This is a genomic window from Polaribacter sp. HL-MS24, assembly GCF_032758595.1.
In the GTDB taxonomy this organism is placed as follows: Bacteria; Bacteroidota; Bacteroidia; order Flavobacteriales; family Flavobacteriaceae; genus Polaribacter.
Map to the genome: position 1 here is coordinate 222930 of NZ_CP136415.1, position 24571 is coordinate 247500.

Annotated in this window: 15 protein-coding genes and 2 pseudogenes (1 of these 17 running past the window's edge); 10 read left to right on the forward strand and 7 right to left on the reverse strand. The window is 33.9% G+C overall.

The genetic code is table 11. From position 1 onward, the window contains the following. Positions 1–134 precede the first annotated feature (134 nt). Both RRF69_RS01060 and RRF69_RS01065 read right to left on the reverse strand, forming a co-directional pair. Complete coding sequence (locus RRF69_RS01060; RefSeq protein ID WP_316940152.1) at positions 135–2936, reverse strand: triple tyrosine motif-containing protein; 2802 nt, start codon at positions 2934–2936, stop codon at positions 135–137. A gap of 628 nt (positions 2937–3564) precedes the next feature. Next, complete coding sequence (locus tag RRF69_RS01065) at positions 3565–5115, reverse strand: DEAD/DEAH box helicase (RefSeq protein ID WP_316940153.1); 1551 nt, start codon at positions 5113–5115, stop codon at positions 3565–3567. Positions 5116–5355: 240 nt separating this feature from the next. Between RRF69_RS01065 and RRF69_RS01070 the strand changes: the two genes are divergently transcribed. Next, complete coding sequence (locus RRF69_RS01070; protein ID WP_316940154.1) at positions 5356–7488, forward strand: hypothetical protein; 2133 nt, start codon at positions 5356–5358, stop codon at positions 7486–7488. Here the strand turns inward: RRF69_RS01070 and ytxJ are convergent. Further along, positions 7481–7876, reverse strand: coding sequence for a bacillithiol system redox-active protein YtxJ (ytxJ, locus tag RRF69_RS01075; RefSeq protein ID WP_316940155.1), 396 nt, complete (start codon positions 7874–7876; stop codon positions 7481–7483). The genes RRF69_RS01070 and ytxJ overlap by 8 nt on opposite strands. A 161-nt stretch (positions 7877–8037) precedes the next feature. Between ytxJ and clpB the strand changes: the two genes are divergently transcribed. Together clpB and RRF69_RS01085 are read left to right on the forward strand one after the other, a co-directional pair. Next, on the forward strand, positions 8038–10650 hold the full coding sequence (gene clpB / locus RRF69_RS01080; RefSeq protein WP_316940156.1) for an ATP-dependent chaperone ClpB: 2613 nt from the start codon (positions 8038–8040) through the stop codon (positions 10648–10650). A gap of 118 nt (positions 10651–10768) precedes the next feature. Next, the gene (locus RRF69_RS01085; RefSeq protein ID WP_316940157.1) at positions 10769–11266 is read left to right on the forward strand and encodes a phosphoglycerate mutase family protein; all 498 of its coding nucleotides are present in this window, start codon (positions 10769–10771) and stop codon (positions 11264–11266) included. Here the strand turns inward: RRF69_RS01085 and RRF69_RS01090 are convergent. After that, a complete protein-coding gene (locus tag RRF69_RS01090; protein ID WP_316940158.1) occupies positions 11263–12090 on the reverse strand; it encodes a class I SAM-dependent methyltransferase in 828 nt (275 codons plus the stop codon). The genes RRF69_RS01085 and RRF69_RS01090 overlap by 4 nt on opposite strands. Before the next feature lie 16 nt (positions 12091–12106). Further along, a complete protein-coding gene (locus RRF69_RS01095; protein WP_316940159.1) occupies positions 12107–12883 on the reverse strand; it encodes a DUF6503 family protein in 777 nt (258 codons plus the stop codon). A 146-nt stretch (positions 12884–13029) separates the two neighbouring features. Between RRF69_RS01095 and smpB the strand changes: the two genes are divergently transcribed. The 6 genes and pseudogenes from smpB to RRF69_RS01125 all read left to right on the forward strand — a co-directional run bounded on the left by smpB (position 13030) and on the right by RRF69_RS01125 (position 21232). Continuing rightward, positions 13030–13494 carry an SsrA-binding protein SmpB gene (gene smpB / locus RRF69_RS01100; RefSeq protein ID WP_316940160.1) on the forward strand — a complete coding sequence of 155 codons (465 nt, stop codon included), beginning with the start codon at positions 13030–13032 and terminating at the stop codon, positions 13492–13494. A 45-nt stretch (positions 13495–13539) separates the two neighbouring features. Further along, complete coding sequence (locus RRF69_RS01105) at positions 13540–14118, forward strand: Maf family nucleotide pyrophosphatase (RefSeq protein ID WP_316940161.1); 579 nt, start codon at positions 13540–13542, stop codon at positions 14116–14118. Between the two features lie 146 nt (positions 14119–14264). Further along, positions 14265–15220, forward strand: a pseudogene (locus tag RRF69_RS01110) (transketolase family protein). Between the two features lie 30 nt (positions 15221–15250). Further along, on the forward strand, positions 15251–15859 hold the full coding sequence (locus tag RRF69_RS01115) for an outer membrane beta-barrel protein (protein WP_316940162.1): 609 nt from the start codon (positions 15251–15253) through the stop codon (positions 15857–15859). A 70-nt stretch (positions 15860–15929) separates the two neighbouring features. Continuing rightward, a complete protein-coding gene (locus RRF69_RS01120; protein ID WP_316940163.1) occupies positions 15930–20300 on the forward strand; it encodes a gliding motility-associated C-terminal domain-containing protein in 4371 nt (1456 codons plus the stop codon). Beyond that, complete coding sequence (locus RRF69_RS01125; protein ID WP_316940164.1) at positions 20297–21232, forward strand: type IX secretion system membrane protein PorP/SprF; 936 nt, start codon at positions 20297–20299, stop codon at positions 21230–21232. The genes RRF69_RS01120 and RRF69_RS01125 overlap by 4 nt, the downstream gene beginning before the upstream one ends. A 113-nt stretch (positions 21233–21345) precedes the next feature. On the opposite strand, the pseudogene rpsA reads toward RRF69_RS01125, so the two are convergent. After that, a pseudogene (gene rpsA / locus RRF69_RS01130) lies at positions 21346–23159 on the reverse strand (30S ribosomal protein S1). Positions 23160–23400: 241 nt separating this feature from the next. On the opposite strand from rpsA, the gene RRF69_RS01135 reads away from it, so the two are divergent. Then, entirely contained in the window at positions 23401–24030 is a 630-nt protein-coding gene (locus RRF69_RS01135) for a 7-carboxy-7-deazaguanine synthase QueE (protein ID WP_316940165.1), read from the forward strand. 38 nt (positions 24031–24068) lie between these two features. On the opposite strand, the gene cmk is transcribed toward RRF69_RS01135, so the two are convergent. Further along, a protein-coding gene (gene cmk / locus RRF69_RS01140) for a (d)CMP kinase (RefSeq protein WP_316940166.1) crosses the window boundary here: on the reverse strand, positions 24069–24571 show its 3' portion. It continues 187 nt past the right edge of the window; 503 of the gene's 690 nt are visible here — the last part of the coding sequence; its start codon lies off the right edge, out of view; its stop codon occupies positions 24069–24071.

Here is a 24571-nt window from a genome sequence, read left to right on the forward strand (position 1 = left end):
CCTATATAATAAACATACATCGTAAAATCTCCTCTAAAAACGAGCGTGAATGGGTACATTAAAAAAAACCACAACCTTGAATTTCTTCAAATGTTGTGGTTCGGTATAGGTCTTAATAAGATCAGAGGGAGGTATTAGATCTCTAGAATGTAATTTGTTAAGTTAGAATCATGTGGTAAGGACATCTTTTTACGCAATCGATACCTTTTTACCTCAACGCTTCTTGGTGAGATATTCAGCAGTGGCGCAATCTCTTTAGAAGAAAGGTTTAACCTCAAATAGGCGCACAAACGAAGGTCATTGGGGGTTAAGTTAGGATGCTTACTTTTAACCTTTTTAAGAAAGTTTTTATCAGCATTATTGAATGCCTCCTGAAACATTTTCCAATCGTCTGTATTGTTTAAATTTTTATCAATGATCTTAACGACACTTGAGTTTTGTTTCAAATCTGAATTGATTAATTCTGATTTAATCGAATTTAAAAATTCATTCTTCTTAATTATATTCATCGTTGAAATCGCTAGCTCACGATTCTTATTTTCAATATCATTGCGCAACTTTTCATTATTGATTTTTATAATTTTTTGGGTACTCTCCAACTCCTTTAATTCCAATTCTTTTTGAGCCCTTTCTAATAATTTCTCTCTTTGGTTCTTATAATATCTTTTAGAAGCAAGATGGAAGAAGTATAAAAATAATAAAAATGCAAATACATACACTGAGATTAATGCATTCGAAAAATACCAAGGTCGTTGAATTTCAAATTGATAACTAGCTATATTTTCACTTAGCTTTCCCGAAACAACTCCTCGAACCTTGAAAGTAAAATTTCCATAAGGAATGTTTTCAAACAACACAGAAGAAGATTTGGAAGGAAGACTCCACTTTTTGTTTTTCCCAAGCAACTGGTATTGATACTTCGTAGCAGTTACACTATTAAAATTGGGAACACTAAAAAAGAATTCAAGATTGTTTTCACTATTGTGAAACTCTTGATCCATCGTTAAGTCAACTTCCTTCTTTTGCCCATCATATTTAAAACTATTTATTTTATTGATATGAATCTCAAAGTCAATGGGTTTTTTTAGTGAATTCAAATCCATTTCCAAAAACCCGTCAGAAGTACCAATAAGATATTTTTCATTTTCCAAATGAATAATACTCTCATATCCAGAAACAGCTTTCGGTAAAAATTCTGAAATGTAAATGGTTTGAACCTTTGGTTGATTGTTAAGCTTCCCCAATGTTAAGTAATTGATTTGATCTTTAGAAAATGACCACAAACGATTTTGCAAAGGATTGTGGATTAGCTTCGCAGATATAAAATTTTCTGAATCAATTAGCTGACTGTACACACTGTCTTTTTGAAATAGATCTTTTTCTTCGTTATAGAAAAAGACTCCTTTCTTATTAGCATACAAGAGATTGTTCTGATACTTTAAAATACTAGAGTGGATTCCTTTTTGTAAAGAAGTATCTTTCACAACACTCAGGACTTCTGTAAAATCCTTATCTACACTAATTTTAAAAACTCCCTTGTATTCGTGGTCAACGAAGATTTGACCATTGTGAAGCACTACATATTTGCTCGAGTTTTCAAAACCTTTAATTTTATTTTTCAATTGCCACGATCGATTCTTGTTTTCCAAAACATATAATCCGTCATAACTTCCTAACAAAAGTGTCGAATCTGTCAGCTTTTGAATATTCCAAGTACCTTGATTCGGAAAAATGTTTTTGGCAACTCCGTTATCAATAATAAAGGTCCCCGAATTGTGTCCACAAAACAAAACACCGTCAATTTCTGTTAAACTCCATACTTGCCCTTGAGTATTCTTAATCAATGAGAAGGGTTTAACAGAGTTTTTAGCTCTATAAAACAAGCCTTGATTGGTTCCTAAATAAAGGTTTTGATTGTAAATAATAGAGGCATAGATCGTTCCTAAATAATAATTTTTCGTATTATTCTTTTTAAACAAAGATTTGTTGTTGATACAGTTGATACCATTATCTAACCCCAACCAAATATTTTGTTCACTATCTTCAAAAACAGACAAAATCGTATTATTACTAATCCCTGAACTTTTATTTACTTGATAATCAACAGCCCCATTCTCTTTTAAATTGATCAAACCATTTGAAATAGTTCCTAATAAGAAATTCTTGTCTTTTAACTGAATGGCACTATAAATAATTTTGTTCTCTAAAATCTCAGAAGGCAAACTCCACTTAATAGGCTTTTTATCTTTCAAATAGTAAAAACCTTCTTCTTGTGTTAAAAATAAAAGTTGGTTTTCTCTTTCAAAAATCTCAACAATACTATTTTCTTTAAAAATTGGAGCATCAGAAATTAATTTCGGAACCCCATTTTCGATTTTAAAAATCCCTTTTTTATCTTCTTGGAAGTAAATTCCACTTTTAGTACTTGAAAGTTTGTGTATTCTATTCTCTGCATTGATAATATTGACTTCCTTGGTTTGTAAATTGTACAAATAAATTCTTTGCAAGGACTTGAATAACAACCAACCATCTACCTCCAAAATACTCCAGATTTGCTCATCATCTAGCATTTGAATCTGCTGATTTTTAACAATGGATGAATACTCTAAAGTACCAAAATTGTTTTTCTCCCAAAAACCAAAATCCATATAAAAACCTGTAAAAATCTTGTTCTTATACGCCCTAACAGATCTCATAATAGTACTATTAGGTGTTTCATACAATTGCCAGCTGGCTCCATTAAATTCCAACAAACCTAAATTGTTTGCTACATAAATAAATTTAGTCTCGGATTGAGATATCCCCCAATTCTGATTTTCTGCACCGTAGTCCTCTGTAGTGTACGTAGTAATGGGAGGAAGCTCTTGTGCAAAGGAAGAAAAATTACAACAAACCAAAAATAAAAGAATGGCAAATTTTGAAAAAAATCTATACATATTACGTCCTTGTTTGGTTACTAAATTAGTAAAATTTCTTGTATAATAGGTACTTATTGTAAAAATGTAACTTTCTGTATAGTTTATAATCCAACAAAAAAAAGCACTACTCTAGGCTATTATTGACTTTATAGAGAAAAAAAATAGTAGGAACAAAAAGAGGCTACTGTATAGTGCATGTTCATACTTGAAAATATATCAGCGTAAAAAAGATCTCTTTCCTTTATGAAAGAGATTGAATGTAGCATCACTCAAACAGTCATTAACCTAAAAAAAAAGGTAATTTAAAATCACACTTAATAAAAATGATGATGCTTCTTGATGTAATTTTGGCAGAGCTATTGTCATCAAAAAATTTCTCATTTCAGTAAAATAAATGAGAATACAATAGTAAATGAATCCGTTGAAAATTCAGCAAACGATATGCTACCCTCAAATAGATTTTAATCCACTTGCATATGGTTTTGAAAGCAACAACTCCAAAGCTCAATTTTGACTTGGAAGGTTGAGTTTTCTTTAATTGAGAAAGGTTATTTTAATTTGGCACTTCAAATATGTATTTTCAAAGCTTCCCCGAAAAGTAATTGATTGAGAATAAAATTCTTAAAATGGCGTATTGAAATCTATGCTATTCATCTAAAGGAGGATGCCCGTGAATTTTTTCGAAATCTGAATCAAAATTTTCTCTTAGGTAGGTGTTTAATTTCTTACGATAATCATCTTTTAGCCAAGTAACAAAGTTGTGGGTACTTTTGGAGATACATTTTGCATATCGATTGATACGATCATCGATCTCCTCTCCAATTTTCTTTGCTAAAATTAAGGCATCAAAAACATCCTCGCTGTTCTCTATACACATTTTTGCATGATGAACGATGGACTTCTCCAACACTCGTTTTGAGGACTCCCCTGCTCGGATAGTGTCGATATAAACTTTTTTAACATCAAAATAGGTATCCGTAGATTTTTCAAAATCTTTCTTTAGATTCGTTGGGAATTCGTATCGAAAAGTACTTTCAATATCTTCATCTGAAAGAATTGCATCTAGGTAATAATCTGGAGATTTAAACATTTTTTGCCAGTCTAAATCTGCTCCCCATGCTCCAAAACGATGAAAATTGTTCCCTAAATCTATCACTGTAAAAGTATCTTTATTGTCTAAGATTCGAGATCCACGACCAATCATCTGATAATACAAAGTCAACGATTTTGTTGCTCTATTCAAGATAATAGATTCAATAGTAGGTTCATCAAAACCCGTGGTCAAAATACTTACCGAAGTAATGATTGCATTCGGTGTTTTTTTAAACCATTTTAAGATGAAATCACGTTCCTTTCTGGTATTTGTATTGTCTAAGTGAGCAATTGGATATCCTGCTTTCTTAAAAGCTTCAAACACTTGAATGGAAGTATTGATTCCATTATTAAAAATTAGTGTTTTCTTTCCTTTGGAACTCTCTTCATAGGCCATAATCAACTTACTCAACATATCTGAATTCGTGTAAAGATCTTCTGAAGACTTTACCGTATAGTCTCCATTGGCTCCAACTTCTAAGGACGTTAACCCTACATTGTACGAATGTAAATCTGCACTTGCCAAATAATGGTTATCTATTAAATGTTGAATGGTTTCACCAACAAATAAATCTTGATAATTCTCATACATAGGTAATTTGATATTCGAACTCAAAGGGGTCGCTGTTACTCCCAAGATAAGTGATTTATCAAAAAACTTAAAAATTTTGGTAAACGAATTGTAATGTGCCTCATCAACAATAAGCAAACCGATATCCGAAATATCTAGTTTTTCGTCATTCAACCTGTTTTTTAAGGTCTCTACCATCGCTACAAAACAGTCATAATTGTCTTGATCGTCCAATTGTGCTGTGCTATTGATGATTTTATTTTCGACTCCAAATTCTGTAAGCATATTGGAAGTTTGCTTACTCAACTCAATTCGGTGAGTCAATACCAAAACTTTCTTTTGATATCTTGAAATATAGCGTCGTACTATTTCAGAGAAGATAACCGTTTTCCCACCTCCTGTTGGAAGCTGGTATAATAAATGATAATCTTCGGGAGCATTTTCAAATCTCTGAAAGATTTCTGTAATGGCATCCTTTTGATAATTGTATAATTCTTTCCCTGAAGTGTTTTTTAACGTGCTAATTTCTGCCAAGATTTTGAAAATTTTGAAATACAAAAGTAAGGCTTAAAATAGGTTTTACACTACTTTTATTTCATTTAAATATTCTTACATTTAAATAAAAATAAATCGCTAGATTTCAAAACGATGTAACAACCTCAAAATAGCACAAAAAAATACGCTAAATACTGAGAAATTTTAAAGCTAACAAATTCCTTTTGAATGTTATATTTTGGAATACTTTTTGATGTATATTTATTAAAAATAAATGTTATGAAAAGAGTCTTTTTACTATTATTTTTAACTTTTATCAACCTTACTTTTTCACAAAGCACTTCTCAGGAAAAAGTGACTAATTTTATAAACAGTTCTCCTTATTTCACGAATAATCATGAAGAGTTATTTTTCCTTCACACCAATAAATCTGTCTATTTTTCTGGAGAAGACATCTGGTTCGCTGCTTATGTTTTAGACAAACTAAATGAAGTCCCTTCAGAAATTACAAAAAACCTACATCTCAATTTATACAACTCCTCTTTTAACCTTGTGGACAGCAAGCTATACCATGTCAATAAAGGAAAGACATTCGGTCAGTTTGGATTGTCTGAAAATCTCTCTTCTGGAATTTATTATATAGAACTAGATACAAATTGGAATAAAAATTTCAAAAAAGGAACGGTTACCAAAATTGAAATCATCAACTTAAAGGCAGTAGAAAACAACCAGTCCATCAGTAACGATTCGATTGAGGAAAATCAAAATTTTAACGAATCACTTCCCCGCTCTCAAGATGATCCAAAGATTACTCGAAACCTAACAGAATACAATTCAACACTTTTTTACCTCACAATTAACAAGGAATTGTATCAAAAATACAATGGAGAACCTCTTTTTGTAGTATTACATAAAGATAGAAGCATCAACTCTTGTGCTCTCATCGAAGTGGGCAATAAAAAAAGATATCCCATAAAATTTGCTCCAGAATTTTTATCAAATGGTGCAAATACAATTACAATATTTGATACTGCTCATACCATTATCACTAAAAAAACTTTTTGGAATTACAATTCTAAATTGGGTACCCTAGAAATTACTAAAAACAAAAAAACAAAAGACAGCCTCTTTTTAAACCTACGGGTTTTGAATAGTAGCGCTGAATCGAGACTCAGCATTTCGATACTGGATACTGACAGTGAAATCAATACTGAAGACCAAACGATTTTGAGTTCTTTTTTAGATGCTGATTATACAGAAATTTTATTGCACCAAAAAAACAACACTCTTGACGCATTTTTAAATAAAAAAGCATTTCCCCTTTCTTCGTTTCATCCAACCCATCAATACCGCTACAAAAATGAAACAGGAATCCGAATCAAGGGCAAAGTAAATTCAACTACCAAAAAACTGGAGAAATATAAGATAATGCTTTCGTCAAAAGAAAATGAACTTTTTGAAATTCAAGAAATCAATAAAGACCTTTCTTTCGAATTCGAAAATTTATATTTGACACACCCTAGCAATTTTACATTAAGCCTCATCAATAAAAAATCAGAGACGATAAAAGGTAGCTTTTATATCTTTCCAAATTACTATCATTATAAACCCAATAAGACCTTAGAAGGTGTCCGAGAGGAGAAATTAAAAATTGATAAAGACGATCCTGTTCCCGACGCAGTTCACTCAATTCGTTTGGAAGAAGATGTAGTTGAACTTGAAGCAATAGAATTCAAAACAGTTGTTGACAAAGAAAAGGAAATTAGAAAAAAATATGAAAATACCCTAGGGGCTGGCTTTACAGAATTTTATATCCCAGATGAAAACTTGGCTGCTGGAACCGATATTTTTGAATATCTCGGAAATGTACCAGGTTTAAGGGTCGTCTATGTTCCGCTTTCAAATGCACCTTTAATATTTAGTACAAGAGGTGCAAAATCGATAACTGGTTCTCAGATTGTCAATGTAAAATTAAACGGAATTCCTCTAGGAGAAGAACTCGATCCTTTAGTTGGCTTTAGAACATCCGATTTTGAAGTCATCATGGTCAATCTTTCAGGAGCTGGAGAAGGACAAAGAGGAGCGAATGGAGTTGTAAATTTAATTCAAAAAAATGTAACGAATAGCAAGAAAAGGGCAATCAGTCATGAGGTAAATCAGACCGTTATGGGCTATGAAAAATCATTACCAACCTTTGTCCAGTCTAGGATAAAATTCAACGACGAGAAATCATTAAAAACCTATAGTGTTATTGACTGGATTCCAAATTTTAAGCTTTCTTCCAATACAACAGCAGTATTGAAAATTCCATTCAATACAAATCAAAAAAATACAAAACTTAGTATTAATGGTTTTAATGATGATGGCCTGCTCATCCACACAATCATAAACATTAATGATGCTTTTAAATAAAGCGTGATAGATTTATTTCAGTAATTTCATAATGAGAAGCATGTGCAAAGGTAGCTCCGTTTCTAAGAACAATCAATTGTGGAGATTGGTGATGCACTTGAAATGAATAGCCTACTTCATCAGAGACATTTCGATAATTCAGAAGATCTAAATAGTAGATTTTTAGATTTTTGGTTTCTTCAGTCACTAATTTTTCAAATTGTTTGAGTACCATTCTACTAATTCCACAACGTGTAGAGTGTTTAAAAATAAGAACAGCTTCGTTTTCAGATTCCTTTTTTAACATCGGCAACTGGTCTAAAGAAGTTAGCGGAATCCAATTAATGAATGTTTTTGCAACTACTTTCTCTTCCTTTTTTCCATTAAAAATTCCCTCAAATAATCCCATGATCTATTTTTTTTTACTTCAAATTTGACCTCAAAGATAGGGAACTTTTTTTCAGTCAAAAAGGCAGTTAAAACAAGGCTACACAAGACAAAATGACTTGTTTTTCAGCAGTTTAAAAAACGGTATTGTAATTGCCCTTAAAAACTAAAAATGTAGAAAAAATGAATTTTAATAATTTTACAACCAAATCTCAGGAAACCATCCAATTAGCCCAACAAATTGCTCAAGAGTTTGGGAATTCTCAAATAGAAAACGAACATATTTTTAAGGCACTGACACAGGTAGATGAAAATGTTCTTCCGTTTCTCTTAAAAAAATTAAATATCAATATTGGAGTCCTCAATCAAATTTTAGACAAGCAACTCCAAAGTTTCCCAAAAGTTACAGGAGCAGAACTTGTCCTTTCGCGAGAAGCGAATAAAAGTTTGACAGAATCTTCTGTTATTGCGAAAAAAATGAACGATGAATTTGTATCCATTGAACATTTAATTTTAGCTATTTTTAAATCAAAAAGCAATATTGCACAGGTATTAAAAGACCAAGGTGTTACAGAAAAAGACTTGAAGTCTGCCATTGAGGAATTGAGAAAGGGAGAACGGGTTACATCTCAAAATGCTGAAGAAACCTATAATGCACTAAATAAATATGCCAAAAACCTCAATCAGCTAGCTCAAGATAACAAGCTAGACCCAGTAATTGGAAGAGATGAAGAAATCCGAAGATTGCTACAAATCTTGTCAAGAAGAACCAAAAACAACCCAATTTTAGTAGGAGAACCCGGAACAGGAAAAACGGCTATTGCTGAAGGTTTGGCTCACAGGATTGTAGATGGAGATGTGCCTGAGAATCTAAAAGACAAACTGATTTTCTCATTAGATATGGGAGCTTTGATTGCAGGAGCAAAATACAAAGGAGAATTTGAAGAACGCTTAAAAGCTGTTATCAAGGAAGTTACCACTTCCGAAGGAGACATCGTTTTGTTTATTGATGAAATTCATACCTTAATTGGTGCTGGTGGTGGTCAAGGAGCCATGGATGCAGCTAATATTTTAAAACCTGCACTAGCACGTGGAGAGTTACGAGCAATTGGAGCGACAACTTTGGATGAATACCAAAAATATTTTGAAAAAGACAAAGCCTTAGAGCGTCGTTTTCAAAAAGTAATGGTGGAAGAACCCGATACAGAAAGTGCAATTTCTATTTTGCGTGGAATTAAAGAAAAATACGAAACACATCATAAAGTTCGGATTAAAGACGAATCCATTATTGCGGCAGTAGAGCTTTCTCAACGCTATATCACCAACCGCTTCCTACCTGACAAAGCCATTGACTTAATGGATGAGGCAGCGTCTAAATTACGTATGGAAATCAATTCTAAACCAGAGGAATTGGATGTTTTGGATCGGAAAATAATGCAATTAGAAATCGAAATTGAGGCCATCAAGCGAGAGAAAGATGAGGCAAAATTAAAGGGACTGCGTTCCGAGTTGGCAAATTTAAAAGAAGAACGCAATGAAATGAATGCCAAATGGAAATCTGAAAAAGAAGTTGTTGACAACATTCAGAGTGCCAAACTATCCATCGAAAATTATAAAGCAGAAGCTGAAAAAGCGGAGAGAGATGGTGATTATGGAAAAGTTGCAGAAATTAGATACGGAAAAATAAAAGTAGCTCAAGAAACCTTAGAAAAGCTTCAGCTAAGTTTAAAAGAAAATCAATCTGAAAACTCGTTGATTAAAGAGGAAGTTACCTACGAGGACATTGCTGAAATCGTTGCAAAATGGACAGGAATTCCAGTGACAAAAATGATTCAGTCCGAACGGGAGAAATTGCTCAAATTAGAGACAGAATTACATCAAAGAGTCGTTGGTCAAGAAGAAGCCATAGAAGCAGTTTCAGACGCTGTAAGACGCTCTAGAACAGGACTCCAGAACCCCAAAAAACCCATTGGAAGTTTCTTGTTTTTAGGAACTACTGGTGTTGGAAAAACGGAACTTGCCAAAGCATTGGCAGCTTACTTATTTGACGACGAGAATGCAATGACTCGAATTGACATGAGTGAATACCAAGAGCGGCATTCTGTAAGTAGATTGGTTGGAGCTCCTCCGGGATATGTTGGCTATGATGAAGGAGGACAATTGACAGAAGCAGTTAGAAGAAGACCCTATTCAGTTGTCCTTTTAGATGAAATTGAAAAAGCGCACCCAGACACTTTTAACACCCTGTTGCAAGTGCTAGATGAAGGAAGATTGACAGACAATAAAGGGAGGGTTGCCGATTTTAAAAACACCATAGTCATTATGACCTCTAATATGGGAAGCCATATCATTCAGGAAAAATTTAGTGATCCAAAGGCAGATTTGGAAACGATTATCGAACAATCAAAAATAGAAGTTTTGGCATTATTGAAACAATCGGTTCGACCTGAATTTTTAAACAGAATTGACGACATCATTATGTTTACTCCTTTAAGTCATAAAGATATTTTTGAAATTGTAAAATTACAAATAGCGCAATTGAAGAAGATGATTGGGAAACAAGATATTACCATCGATGCAACCGATGAAGCCATGCAGCATTTGGCAAAGAAAGGCTACCAACCCGATTTTGGTGCGAGACCAGTAAAAAGAGTCATTCAGAAAGAAATTTTAAATCAGCTTTCAAAAGAAATTTTATCGGGCAGTATATCAACCGATAGTATTATTTTGATTGATTGTTTTAATGACCAGCTAGTTTTCAGAAATCAAACCCATTTGTTGAAAGCGGTAGAATAAGTTTATAAAATTTCTTCTGAAAAAATTATACTTGAGCATGTATGTGCTTTCAAAAGTGATGTGGTAAAAAACATCACTTTTTTATTTTTTCCTATCTTCGTTTTATACATCCATTCGAATGAAAAAAAATTTATTAGGATTCGTTTTTATCTGCATTTGCTTCTTTTCTTGTATTTCAGAAGAAACGACTACCTATTATCTAATTCGTCATGCAGAAAAAGAAAGAAAAGACACTACAAATCGAGATCCAAACTTGAACAAAAAAGGACGAGAAAGAGCTGTAAGATGGGCAAATTATTTTAAAAACATTCCCTTAGAGTCTATATATACAACCGACTATAAGAGAACTCAACAAACCGCAACCCCCACCGCAAAGACTAAAGATATTACTTTAAAACGCAATAACCCGAATACATTGTACAACTCAATTTTTCAGCTAAATACCAAAGGAAAATCAGTCTTGGTGGTAGGACACAGCAATACCACACCAGCCTTTGCAAACAGTATTTTAGGGGAAGAAAAATATCAAAACATGAAGGATGATGACAATGCTACTTTATTTATCGTCACAATAAAAGGGGATCTAAAAACAAGTACTACAGTAAAAGTCAATTAAAATTCCTTTTTTGCCACCAGTAGCATATGAGGACTGAAAGCCAAAACAGACTCATCTTTTTCTGTGAGTTCTAAAAGGGCAATTAATGTATCTTTTTTTATTGGGTTGAGCATACTGGCAAAATATTCATTATCCAACCAAATCATTCCTTCAACAGCAAATAAATTTACAATTTTCAGTCCTTGAGAAGTGAATTCTTTTTTTAATTGCTTGGGTTTATGATAAAATCCGTCAGCCAACAACCATGGGAATTCCTTTGGAGGATTGTGAACTCCCGAAGTAAGTTCTATTTTACACATTTCAAAAAATGGTTTTTTATGCACCAAGCCTTGCATTAATCCTGCCACTGTAGAAGCTGAAGAATTGATTGCAAATCCCAAAATAATACCTCCTTTTTTTAAAACTCTTTTTGCTTCACGGATGGTCTGCAAACGGTCTTCTCTTTTTTGAAGATGATATAAGGGACCGTGTAAAATGACCAAGTCGGCAATTTCATTTTTGAGATCCAATTGACGAGATTCTCCCAAAGTAACAGAAAATGGATTTTTTGATTTAAGAGCTCTTTTGTGTGCCAATTGAATATGTTTTTCTACGGGCTCTATCAAATGTACTTCATGCCCTTTTGCTGCTAACCATTCACTGTACTTACCTGTACCTCCTCCAACGTCGACTATGGTTGCTTTCGTCGTTGTAATATGCCTTTCGATGAGCGATTTAATTCGTTCAAATTCGAAAAATCCCATTCCACTATCCAAACGTGTTTCTTCGGAAGCGGTATTATAAAAATCTTCTAATTTTTTGCTAATGAGTTGTTTTTTCTTCATTTTTCTGTTGGTAGTATTATTTAAAAAGCGAGTAATGGTCCTTGAAAATGGATTCGTCAAAAATTGTAACTTCAATATCTTTTAGGACAATTTCGGAGACTTTCTGAAGTTGACCTTCTTCAAAAGCGGTATCCAAATTTATCAAAGACACCGATTCTGAAATAGGTTTGTAATTTTGATAATCTACAAAACGAATTCCATCTTTAATACACTGTTCTTTTAAAACACGAAAACGCTTTCCCCCACCATTGGTATGGTAGGAATAGGCAATATAATCGATTAAAAAATCTGTTTTTCCAATCCAATACAAAAAGACATCTTCAAAATCTTCTCCTCCGCCATCTTCAGAAAATGAAATTTCTATTTTAAAATATTCTTTCCCATTGACGAGGGCAGGTGCTAGTAATTTCTTTTGCACAGCTTTGTCATTCAAACCAAAAGGCAATACCGAAAAGTAGTGAACAGAATTCACAGAATTACCATACTTTACCGCCATACTGTCTACCACAGCTACTGGAAGCCCATTTAGAAAGCGTTGAAAACCATTATTAGAGACAACATCTTTGATTTTAGTCGCATCGGAATTAAACACTCGATCTAAAACAAAAATTCCATTTTTTCGAAAAGCAGTATAACTTTTATCCCTAAAATGAAAAGAAATCTGAGCATTCGCTACTAGATTAGCTCCTGAAAAAGCAATTGCTTTATCGATGATTTGCTGCGCTGTTAAATCTGGCTTATTTGCTTTGCATGAAAGAATCAGTACTAAAAAAAGAATCGGTAAGTAACGCATATTATTTTTTATGTTTGTCCCTAAATTGAACGCTAATTTACGCTACTTAATCGTAATCAAAATGTATATTTGTTTAAATTTATGAAGCACCGTAGTTCTTGATAAGAGTGCTCATTTAAAACATAAAAATACAATAAATCCAGTCTATGGCTGTTCAGAAAAATATAAACATCCAGAATAAAAAAGCGCGATTCGAATTTGAAATTATCGACAAATTTGTTGCTGGAATTCAATTGACTGGTACCGAAATCAAATCGATTCGCCTCAGCAAAGCAAGAATTACAGAGAGTTTCTGCGAGTTTAATGACCGTGGAGAATTGTTTGTGGTGAACATGTACATTGAAGAATATATTTTCGGACATCAATTCAACCATAAGCCTAAAAGTGAACGCAGGCTTTTGTTGCATAAGCGCGAGCTAAAAAACCTCAGGAAAGATGTAGAAGCTAAAGGGAATACAGTGGTTCCCTTGCGCTTATTTATTAATGAACGAGGCTTTGCCAAACTTGAGATTGCCTTGGCAAAAGGTAAGAAAACACATGATAAACGAGACGTTTTAAAAGACCGAGACAACAAACGGGATTTGGACAGAATAAAAAAGAGCTTCAACTAATCCTATTTTACAAAATTTACTCTTTTTTAGCAACAAAACAAGACCATGTTACGAGAAAAATTACAAAACTATCGACTTATCTTAGCCTCTGCTTCCCCAAGAAGACATCAGTTTTTTAAAGAATTACATCTAGACTTTACTGTTGAAGTTAGAGAAGTTGAAGAAATCTATCCAAAAGAACTAAAAGGAAGTCAAATCACAGATTTTTTAGCTGATTTAAAATCGAAAGCATTTACAAATCTTAAAGAAAATGAACTCGTCATTACGTCAGATACTATTGTTTGGCACGAAAACATGGCCTTAGGAAAACCAAAAAATCATCAAGAAGCTTTCGAAATGCTGAGGGCCCTTTCTGGAAGAAAACACGAGGTCATTTCATCAATTTCCATCAAAGGGAAAAACTTTCAAAAAATTATAAATGAGGTAACAGTTGTTTATTTCAAAGAGATTTCAGATGCTGAAATTAATTACTATATCAACAATTACAAACCCTTTGACAAAGCGGGAGGCTACGGAATCCAAGAATGGATTGGTTTGATCGCAATAGAAAAAATTGAAGGCAGCTTTTTTAATGTGGTGGGGCTCCCTGTACAGAAGCTCTACAAAGAATTAATGGAGCTCTAAAAAAATCCAATTATTTGCCACTCAAATCAATCCTAACGACTTGCTCACATTATGTTAAAAAGTCTTGCCGCTATTCTTACATTTCTTTTCTATAAAGAAAAATAAAAGTTTATTTTTACGGAAAATATACAACACACAACATTACAATGAAAAAATATACCTACACAGAAAAAAAAGATACTAGATCTGGTTTTGGAGATGGTTTGACAGAATTAGGAAGAACAAATCCTAATGTAGTTGCACTTTGTGCTGATTTAATCGGTTCTTTAAAAATGGATCAATTTATTGAAGAAAACCCAGAGCGTTTTTTCCAAATTGGAATTGCAGAAGCAAATATGATTGGAATCGCTGCAGGTTTAACAATTGGTGGTAAAATTCCATTTACAGGAACTTTTGCGAATTTTTCTACAGGTCGGGTATATGATCAAATTCGACAATCGGTTGCCTATTCTGATAAAAATGTAAAAATCTGTGCTTCTCATGCAGGATTGACCTTAGGAGAAGACGGTGCAACACATCAAATTTTAGAAGACATAGGACTGATGAAAATGTTGCCTATGGAATGACAGTCATCAATACTTGTGATTACAATCAAACAAAAGCAGCAACGATTGCCATTGCAGAACATGATGGCCCAGTCTATTTGCGTTTTGGAAGACCAAAAGTACCAGTATTTATGCCTGCTAACGAGAAGTTTGTTGTTGGAAAAGGAATTCAACTAACAGAAGGAACCGATGTAACCATTGTTGCTACTGGTCATTTGGTATGGGAATCATTACAAGCTGCAGAAAGATTGGAAGCAGAAGGAATCTCTGTTGAAGTGATCAATATTCACACAATCAAACCTCTAGATGAGGATATTATTTTAAAATCTGTGGCAAAAACAGGTTGTATTGTTACCGCTGAAGAGCACAACAAATTAGGAGGTTTAGGAGAAAGCGTTTCAAGAACGTTGGCCCTAAACAATCCTACTCCACAAGAGTTTATTGCAACCGATGACACTTTTGGGGAATCAGGAACTCCTGAGCAACTGATGAAAAAATACGGTTTGGATGCTGATGCAATTGTTATAGCTGTGAAAAAGGTAATTTCTAGAAAGTAATCATCTTATGGTTGTGTTAAAAGTTTAAAAATGAAAAAAAGCTTTTTCCTTTTCTGTTTGACTTTAGCGATCAGTCAAACATCTACTGCACAGCTTCAATTTGGAGTCAAAGGAGGTGTTAACTACAATCCTGGATCGATTCAAAAAATTTCTACTGATGTATTTGAGGGTGCTGAAAGTAAAACAGGATACCATGCAGGAATTTGGTTACGAGCTAAAATTCCTGTACTTGGGCTCTATATCAAACCCGAATTGGTATATACCAATTTAAAAAACGATATGACCTTTTCAATTCCTTTAGGAAATAAAAAGTCGACTGTTTTTAGTTTTCAAAAGATAGATATTCCTATATTAGTAGGAAAAAAAATATTTGGTGTTGGAAATGTGTATCTTGGTCCAAGCTTTCAATATGTTTTAAGTCAAAATTTCGACATCAATGATATTCAAAATGTACAAGGAGATGGTTTTACCCTTGGCTTACAATACGGCGGAGGCATCGAAATTGGAAAACTAGGAATTGATATTCGATGGGAAAGAGGTTTTTCTCCCCTAGAATCCAGTTTTCTTGCCAATACCACAGATGTGAAATTTGAAACACAAGTGAATCAAATGATCATTGGATTGACCTATCGATTGTAATAGTTAACATGAGATTAGAGCACTTCCTGCTCTCTACCCCTATTCTCAGAATATATATAAAATTACTCTGATGATGGAAAAGTATAAAAAAATAGTCTTCATTTTTTTGTTCTTTTGGCAATTTACTAATGGACAAACTCCCCCAATTGCTCAAAATGACACCTATAGTACAGAGACAAATACTACATTAGCTATTACTGCTCCAGGGATTTTAATAAATGATACCGATGCTGATGGAGATACTCTTGAAGTAGTAACTTTTCTGATCTATGGTACAACCTATACGAAAGGTCAAACAGCAAATATTCCCGAAGGAGAGTTTACTTTAAATGCCGACGGTAGCTTTACCTTTGTCCCCAGTCTTGACTATAGCGGCAGTGTTCCAAATATCAATTATACAATTTCTGACGGAACAGATACAGGTACAGCCATTCTAACAATTGAAATTATCAATCTATTTCCTCCGACGGCAGTAAATGACTTCGATACTGCAGAAATAAACACCACATTAAATGTTGGAGCACTAGGTGGTGTATTATCGAATGATTCAGACCTAGACAACAATGCAATCGTAGTGGAAGGATTTATTATAAACGGAACCTCCTACGCTGCTGGACAAATAGCCTCTTTTGCTGAAGGATCAATCACAATCAATACTGATGGAAGTTTTACTTTTATACCTACAAATAATTATACAGGCAATGTTCCCACAATAAATTATAGTGTTTCTGACGGAGTATTTTCTAGCACAGCTTCCTTATTTTTAACAGTAGAAAAGATTACAGACCTTTTAGAGATATCGGAATTAGAGAGTTGCAATCAAGGGTATACTGTAGACGGAGTCTATAAAATTAAATATAGTTTTGTTTTTAAAAATAGAAGTACCGCTAGAGATTATCATCCTACAAACTTGTTAAAACAAATTGATTTAACCAATGAATTACAGTCCATTTACGGTACTGGCTGTGTCCTTCTAATTGATGATGTTACGATTAGAACCAATGGAGTTCAAGATTTCATCAACAACCCCTACCCATTGGACTTCGATATCAACGCGATAAACCCTGATTTTTTAAATGGAACATCCAGTAAAATTTTTAACAGTAATGCAATCAACAATTTCATCTTGTACCCACGCCAATCTGTAAATATCGAATTTTGTGTTACTGTAGATCCTTTTTGCGGTGGAAGACCCTCTCCTACTCCTTCTGGATCTGCAATCGATTTTAATAATATCATTAGTGGTTCATCAACTAGAGGAAATTCTACCACCAATCTAATCCTTACAGATTTTCATACTACAGAAGCCGTGGTCACTGCAGGTCTATTTGTTCCAGAATCAAACCCATCTGTAAATACGGATGGAACTTTTGACTATACCAATACAGTAATCATCACCAATGAGGGTTCAACTAGGGCTGAAAACATCAATTACAATATGGGACTGGGTAGTTTTTATTCGAATGGAATTGTATTCACCAATTTAACCGTTTCACAAGTTGCAGGCCCTACTGTTAGTATTAATAACGGGTTTGACGGATATGTAAATTCTTTTTTATTAGACCCAAACAATTTTCTTGATCCTGGAGAAACCATTATCTTAGAAGTATATTCATTAACAGCTCCAATTTCATCTTCTGGATCCAACCTTTTTACTCAAAGCGACAGATCACAGACGCAAGGTCCTCTTGATGGGTTTGATGAAGCAACGGTTATAAACTCATCAGAATTTTCATATGTTGTTTGGGAAGATACTTTAGGAAATCATTTAGATAATTACTATCCCGTAACTTCTGATACAACATCGGCTTCTTCCTCTTCGCAATGTTTATGTGAGTCTATTAGTATGCAATTGAGATTTTCATCTTCTTCGACCACAGGTAAAACAATCTCAGCGATTGAAAATGCTCCCAATGGAATTTTGGAGCATGAAGAAATTACATTTCAATTGACCATCACCAATACAAGTCCACAAGTACAACTAGACAATCTTCAATTAAAAGATGACTTAAACACACTTTGTGGCGGAAATATTGTGTCTGTAAGTACCCCCTTTATTCAAAATTCTACTGCAAGCATAAATCCTCTACTAAATCCAAATTATGATGGAATCACCGAAACAAACATTTTTGATGGAACATCCGGATTGATGCTAACTGGTGAATCTATTACGGTTCAATTTACCGTTGTTTTTAATGAAGATTGCATCAACAACAATATTGCTATTTTTTCAGCAACCAATCCATTAGGGATTACAATTAGTTCGGCCAGATCTGTCACTGTTGATGTTTCAAGTGATACGGATAAGGATGGAATTTCCAATGCAAATGACATTGATGACGATAACGACACGATTCCAGATACTGATGAATACAATGGATTGAATCCACTAGATGATGATGATGCTGATTTTATCCCTAATTATAGAGATCCTGATTTTGGTGTTGATGCAAACCGAGATGGGATTATTGATTTGTTTGATTTTGATAATGATGGTGTTCCCAATCATTTTGATTTAGACAGTGATAATGATGGGATTTTAGACATTGTTGAAGCAAATAATGCAACTAGAGACACTGATCGTAATGGGAGAACTAATTCTGCTATTGGAGCAAACGGTCTTGATAATAATTTAGAAAACAACGATTCGTTTAGTGCTCTCATTACATATAGCATTCCAAATACAGATGGAACTGGAAATTCAAATTTTATTGATATTGACGCAGATGGCGACGGAATAGTAGATCATATAGAAGCACAAGCTACCGACACCTATACAGCTCCCAATAATGAGGTGGATGCTATGGGTATCGATACTGCATTCCCAAATGGAATTGCCCCCCAAGATACAGAAAACGATGGTGTTTTTGATTATATCGATTTCAATTCTGACAATGATGTTCGAGATGATCAAATTGAAGGCTGGGATTTTAATAATGATGGAATTGCAGAAACTATTGCTTTAAATATTGATACTGATAACGACGGTCTTGATGATGCCTATGACACTAATGATGGAGTGACCAACCCAACAAATGGTCAGGTCCCAACAGACTTTCCAAATGTAGACAATACAGATACTTCTGAAAGGGATTGGAGAGAAATTATTGCCATTGTAGTACTGATCAGTGATGTTGCTGAAACCGAAGGAGCAGATCTACGCTTTACCATTACTTTAGTCACCAAAAATACCCCTTCAATTCGAGTACAAAGTGCCACTCCAATAGACATTAACTTTTCTAATGTGAATGGAACAGACACCACAGATCAATATTCAGAAGCAACTACTCCATACGATTATGATTCAATAAGCACCACCGTTAGCATACCTCCATTTACTGATACGGGTCAATTAATCGTAGCATCTATAGATGATAACATCTTTGAACTTAACGAATTATTTACAGTGAACGGCACTATTACTTCCAACAATACCATTAATTCGGATATCAAAGGGATTGGAACTATTATTGATAATGATAGTCCTCCTACTATTTCAATGAACAATTCAATAGAAAACGAAGGTGTGGATTTGGATCATACCATTACCCTGAGTCACCCTTCTTCAACTCCAATTCAAATTGATATACAAACAACAGATAACACTGCAATAAGTCCCGGTGACTATACCTCTATAAATCAAAACATTACAATTCCAGGAACTGTAGACCCAACCAAGGCAAACACACAAGCAACTTTCAGCATTCCTACCTTAATTGATAATATAAATGAAGCAGATGAAGAATACTTATATGTCATTGGGGCAGTTACTACAGGAAGTGTTGCTATAGAAGACCTTGACAAAAAAGGAACCATTTTAGATATTGATCCTTATCCTATCATTCATATAGACGATGAATTGACAGTAGAAGGAACGCCTATGCTATTTACAATACGTTTTCTAAATCCCGATTTAGAACCGCTTCAAAATTATTTACCCATCAATTTAGAGATTGAAACAAGCAACCAAACAGCTCTTGCTTCAGAAGATTATCAAGCAGTAGTTAACACCTTTATCGTTCCAGCTTTCACAACATCTATTACCTTAAAGGTGGAAACACTCAATGATCTATTGAATGAGGATACAGAAACATTTTTATTAAGAGTTACTGACCGCTCCCCTTTCTCCTTAGCTGTAGGATCAGCAACAGGGTTTATAAGAGATGATGATTTCCCAAATTTATTTTCACCCAACGCTGACGGAAAAAGTGATGTTTTCAAAATAGGAGGAATTGAACATTTTCCAAATTTCAGACTGGTCATCATTGATCGATGGGGTAGTGAGGTATACAATTATAGTAACGAGGGAAAATCATCTCCAATATGGTGGGATGGAACCCACAACGGAAAACCAGTAATTGAAGGAGTTTATTATTATACCTTAGAGTATAATGACGGAATGACTGCACCAAAAAGAAGTTTTATTCAATTAATCCGATGATCAAAAAAAGAAAACAGATAACTCCTAGTCTTGTAAGTGGCTTTTTCCTTCTATTGCTAAATAGTATTAGCTACTCGCAACAAACTCCACATTATTCACAATATGTGTACAATATGGAGATCTTAAACCCAGCCTTTGTAGGTGCAAAAGCTGATCTTAGCATTTCTCTTTTATCTCGTCAACAATGGATTGGAGTCGAGGGAGCTCCAGAAACCAATACGTTTTCTATTAGTGAAAGAATGAAAGATGGATTCAGTTTGGGAGTTACGATAATCAATGATCAGTTGGGCTTATTCAAAAGTAATAATGTGAATATTGATGCATCTTATACCATTCCAACTTCACAATATGGAAGAGTCTCATTTGGGTTAAAAGGGGGTTTGGCTTTTTTTAACAATACGACGGATCTCGCGATTACTCCAGATAACGATGTTTATCCTTCAATCAAGGGAAAGTATCCAACTATTGGATTTGGGGGGTTGTATTATGACAATCGTTTTTTTGTTGGACTCTCAATTCCAAACATTTTAAATTCCTCCTCATTTAAAATCATCGAAACCTCTGGTACTACAGATTTTAATCATGCAAATTACTTTTTGAGCGTAGGATCAATTTTCAATATTACTGAAAAAATACTTTTTAAACCCTCAACGTTAATAAAATATACTCCTTCTTTACCAGTTTCAATTGATCTGAATTCAAATTTTATATACAACAAAAGGATTGAAACGGGTGTTTCCTATCGATACAAAAATTCTATAAGTGCTTTAGCGGCACTCATCATAAACGAAAAGTTCAGAATTGGATATTCATACGAGTATCAACTCGCAAGTTATGGTCCCAATTTTAGTTCTCACGAAATCATGCTTCGAGTTGACTTCACATTAGAACGAAATACGCGTTGGTTATTTCACAACAGATGCTATTTTTAAATATTTAAAAAAGTAAAACTGAGTATTGCAATACGGAATTTAAAAACTAGCAGGCACAAAAAAAACCGATACTTTGGGTATCGGCTTTTAAAATCTATATGAAATGTAAAGGATTATTTACCTTCTTCCATTTTCTTTTTTAAGGCTGCAAGTCCTCCAATATCACCTAATGTGGTTTTTTCAGCATCAGCAGATTTCTTTGCTGCAACTTTGATATTCTTTCTTTCCTGCACTTTAAAGATCGAGGTATGAGAAACAACAACTCTTCTGTATTCTTTAGAAAATTCTAAAACAATAAATTCTGTTTTGTCTCCTTTTTCTAATTTAGAACCATCTTCTTTTTCTAAGAAACGACTTGGTGCAAAACCTTCTACTCCATCAGCAAAAGTAATAACTGCTCCTTTATCATTCTTTTCTTTGATTGTTCCTTCATGTTTAGAATCGATTGCATACGTAGCTTCATGTGCATCCCAAGGATTATCTTGTGTTTGCTTATGACCTAAGTTTAACTTTCTATTTTCAACATCTAATTCTAATACTTGAACTTCCAATTTATCACCAACAGTTACGAAATCTGATGGATGTTTGATCTTCTTAGTCCAAGATAAATCAGAGATATAAACCAAACCATCAATTCCTTCTTCTAGTTCAACAAATACACCAAAATTTGTGTAATTACGTACTGTTCCTGTATGTGTAGTTCCTACTGGATATTTGGTAGTAATGTCTGTCCAAGGATCTGGATGTAATTGTTTGATCCCTAAAGACATTTTACGGTCTTCTCTATCCAAAGTTAAAACTTGCGCTTCTACTTTATCACCCACTTTTACGAAATCTTGTGCAGAACGCAAGTGCGTTGACCATGACATTTCAGAAACGTGAATTAATCCCTCTACTCCTTGTTCTACTTCTACAAACGCTCCATAATCGGCTAAAACAACAACTTCTCCAGTAACTTTATCTCCTACTTTTAAAGTCGTGTCTAAAGCTTCCCAAGGATGAGCTGATAATTGTTTCAATCCTAGTTGGATTCTTGATTTGTTATCGTCAAAATCTAAAATAACAACATTTAATTTTTGATCTAATTCAACAACCTCATTAGGATGATTGATTCTTGACCAAGATAAATCAGTAATGTGAACCAATCCGTCTACACCACCTAAATCAACAAAGACTCCGTAAGAAGTAATGTTTTTAACAACACCTTCTAATACTTGTCCTTTTTCTAATTGACCAATAATCTCTTTCTTCTGAATTTCGATATCTGCTTCAATTAATGCTTTGTGAGAAACTACAACGTTTTTAAATTCGTGATTGATTTTCACAACTTTGAATTCCATTGTTTTTTCTACATATTGATCGTAATCTCTAATTGGCTTCACGTCAATTTGAGAACCTATAGTAAGAATGCTTCGATTCCGAAAACATCAACAATCATCCCCCCTCTAGTTCTGCACTTAACAAATCCGTTAACTACTTCTCCAGTTTCATGAGCATTGTTTACTCTTTCCCAAGCCTTAATTACTCTTGCTTTTTTGTGTGATAATACTAATTGTCCAGAAGAATCTTCTCTTTTGTCAACCAATACTTCTACTTTATCTCCTTCTGCTAAACTTTGGTTGTAACGAAATTCATTTAAAGAGATTACTCCTTCAGATTTAGAATTGATGTCGATGATCGCATCTCTGTCTGTAATTCTAATTACAGTTCCTTCGATTACATCACGTTCGTTTACAAAACCTACGGTTCCCTCTAAGGCTTTTTCAAATTCTACTAATTTTGCTTCATCAACAGCTTCAATACCTTGTTCGTATTTGTGCCAGTTAAAATCAGCTAAAAATTGTTCTGGATTTACAGTTTCAACAACTGTTTCTTGTACTTCAGTAGCAACTACTTGCTCTTCAGTGTTTTTTGTTTCTTCAGACATGCCTGAAAATAATTTTTGTATCTTATTGTTTTTCAGATTTTTAACGATAAAAACGCAAAGAGTTGTTTTTATGAAATGATTTTTTTACTCCTTTTTTAAATCTGTTACCGTAAAAAGGAGTGCAAATTTACAAAAATAAGTTGATTTTTAAGGAATTAGAATTAGTTTATTATTCTTTTTTTCTTGCTATTCAAAAAACTACCTTTGCATTTTTAAAACCTTTTGGAGGATCGTATTGACAATGGATAAGAAAACACAAGATTTAGTAAATAAAGGCATCATGCTTCCATTAATGGAAGAATTTTATACAATTCAAGGCGAAGGTTCTCATACCGGAACTGCAGCTTATTTTATTAGAGTTGGGGGATGTGATGTGGGATGTCATTGGTGCGATGTAAAAGAAAGCTGGAACGCAGAATTACACCCACCTACTTTGGCCGATACCATTGTACAAAATATCACCAAACACGCCAATACTGTAGTCATTACGGGTGGCGAACCCTTAATGTGGTCTATGGATTATATTACAGAATTACTCCAAAAAAACAATATCAAGACGCACATAGAAACTTCTGGCGCCTACTCCTTTTCGGGGAAATGGGATTGGTTCTGTTTGTCTCCTAAAAAAACAAAATTGCCCTTAGCGGAAGTCTATAAGGAAGCAGATGAATTAAAAATGATCATCCACAACAAATCTGATTTTGATTTTGCTGAAGCTCAAGCTGCGAAAGTGGGTGAAAAATGTCAACTCTTCTTACAACCCGAATGGAGCATGAAAGAAAAAATGACCCCACAAATTGTTGACTACGTGATGGCAAATCCAAAATGGAAAATATCGCTTCAAACACATAAATACTTAAACATTCCATAATCTTTTATCGTAGTAAGAATCTAGGATACAGAACTATTTTAAGAAAGTTTACTTGTTACCAATGCATATATAAGATCAAACTGTTCTTGTAAACCCATATCAGAATTGTCGATTTCTATTGCATCATCAGCTTTTGAAAGTGGGGAATCTTCTCGCGTTGAATCTAAATGATCTCTTTCTACCACATTGTGCAAAATAGCTTCATACTCTACTGAGTCTCCTTTTTCTATCAACTCTTTATAACGTCTTTGCGCTCTTTTTTCTGCTGAAGCAGTCATAAAAAGCTTTAGTTCTGCATCTGGAAAAACTACAGTACCAATATCTCTACCGTCCATAACAATACCTTTGTGCTTTCCCATATCTTGTTGTTCATGTACTAATTTTTTTCGTACCGAAGAAATTGCAGAAACTTTACTAACCAATTGAGAAACCTCTAATGATCTAATTTCATTTTCAACATTCACTCCATTCAAGTACATTTCAGCAAATCCAAGATTTGCATTGAATACAAAACTCAATCGAATAGAAGGTAAATGCTTTT

Bases quoted from the DNA above. Each gene is read 5' to 3' on its own strand.
- RRF69_RS01060 (WP_316940152.1), bottom strand. From the start codon at position 2,936: ATGTATAGATTTTTTTCAAAATTTGCCATTCTTTTATTTTTGGTTTGT.
- RRF69_RS01070 (WP_316940154.1), top strand. From the start codon at position 5,356: ATGAAAAGAGTCTTTTTACTATTATTTTTAACTTTTATCAACCTTACT.
- ytxJ (WP_316940155.1), bottom strand. From the start codon at position 7,876: ATGGGATTATTTGAGGGAATTTTTAATGGAAAAAAGGAAGAGAAAGTA.
- clpB (WP_316940156.1), top strand. From the start codon at position 8,038: ATGAATTTTAATAATTTTACAACCAAATCTCAGGAAACCATCCAATTA.
- RRF69_RS01085 (WP_316940157.1), top strand. From the start codon at position 10,769: ATGAAAAAAAATTTATTAGGATTCGTTTTTATCTGCATTTGCTTCTTT.
- RRF69_RS01090 (WP_316940158.1), bottom strand. From the start codon at position 12,090: ATGAAGAAAAAACAACTCATTAGCAAAAAATTAGAAGATTTTTATAAT.
- RRF69_RS01095 (WP_316940159.1), bottom strand. From the start codon at position 12,883: ATGCGTTACTTACCGATTCTTTTTTTAGTACTGATTCTTTCATGCAAA.
- smpB (WP_316940160.1), top strand. From the start codon at position 13,030: ATGGCTGTTCAGAAAAATATAAACATCCAGAATAAAAAAGCGCGATTC.
- RRF69_RS01105 (WP_316940161.1), top strand. From the start codon at position 13,540: ATGTTACGAGAAAAATTACAAAACTATCGACTTATCTTAGCCTCTGCT.
- RRF69_RS01115 (WP_316940162.1), top strand. From the start codon at position 15,251: ATGAAAAAAAGCTTTTTCCTTTTCTGTTTGACTTTAGCGATCAGTCAA.
- RRF69_RS01120 (WP_316940163.1), top strand. From the start codon at position 15,930: ATGATGGAAAAGTATAAAAAAATAGTCTTCATTTTTTTGTTCTTTTGG.
- RRF69_RS01125 (WP_316940164.1), top strand. From the start codon at position 20,297: ATGATCAAAAAAAGAAAACAGATAACTCCTAGTCTTGTAAGTGGCTTT.
- RRF69_RS01135 (WP_316940165.1), top strand. From the start codon at position 23,401: ATGGATAAGAAAACACAAGATTTAGTAAATAAAGGCATCATGCTTCCA.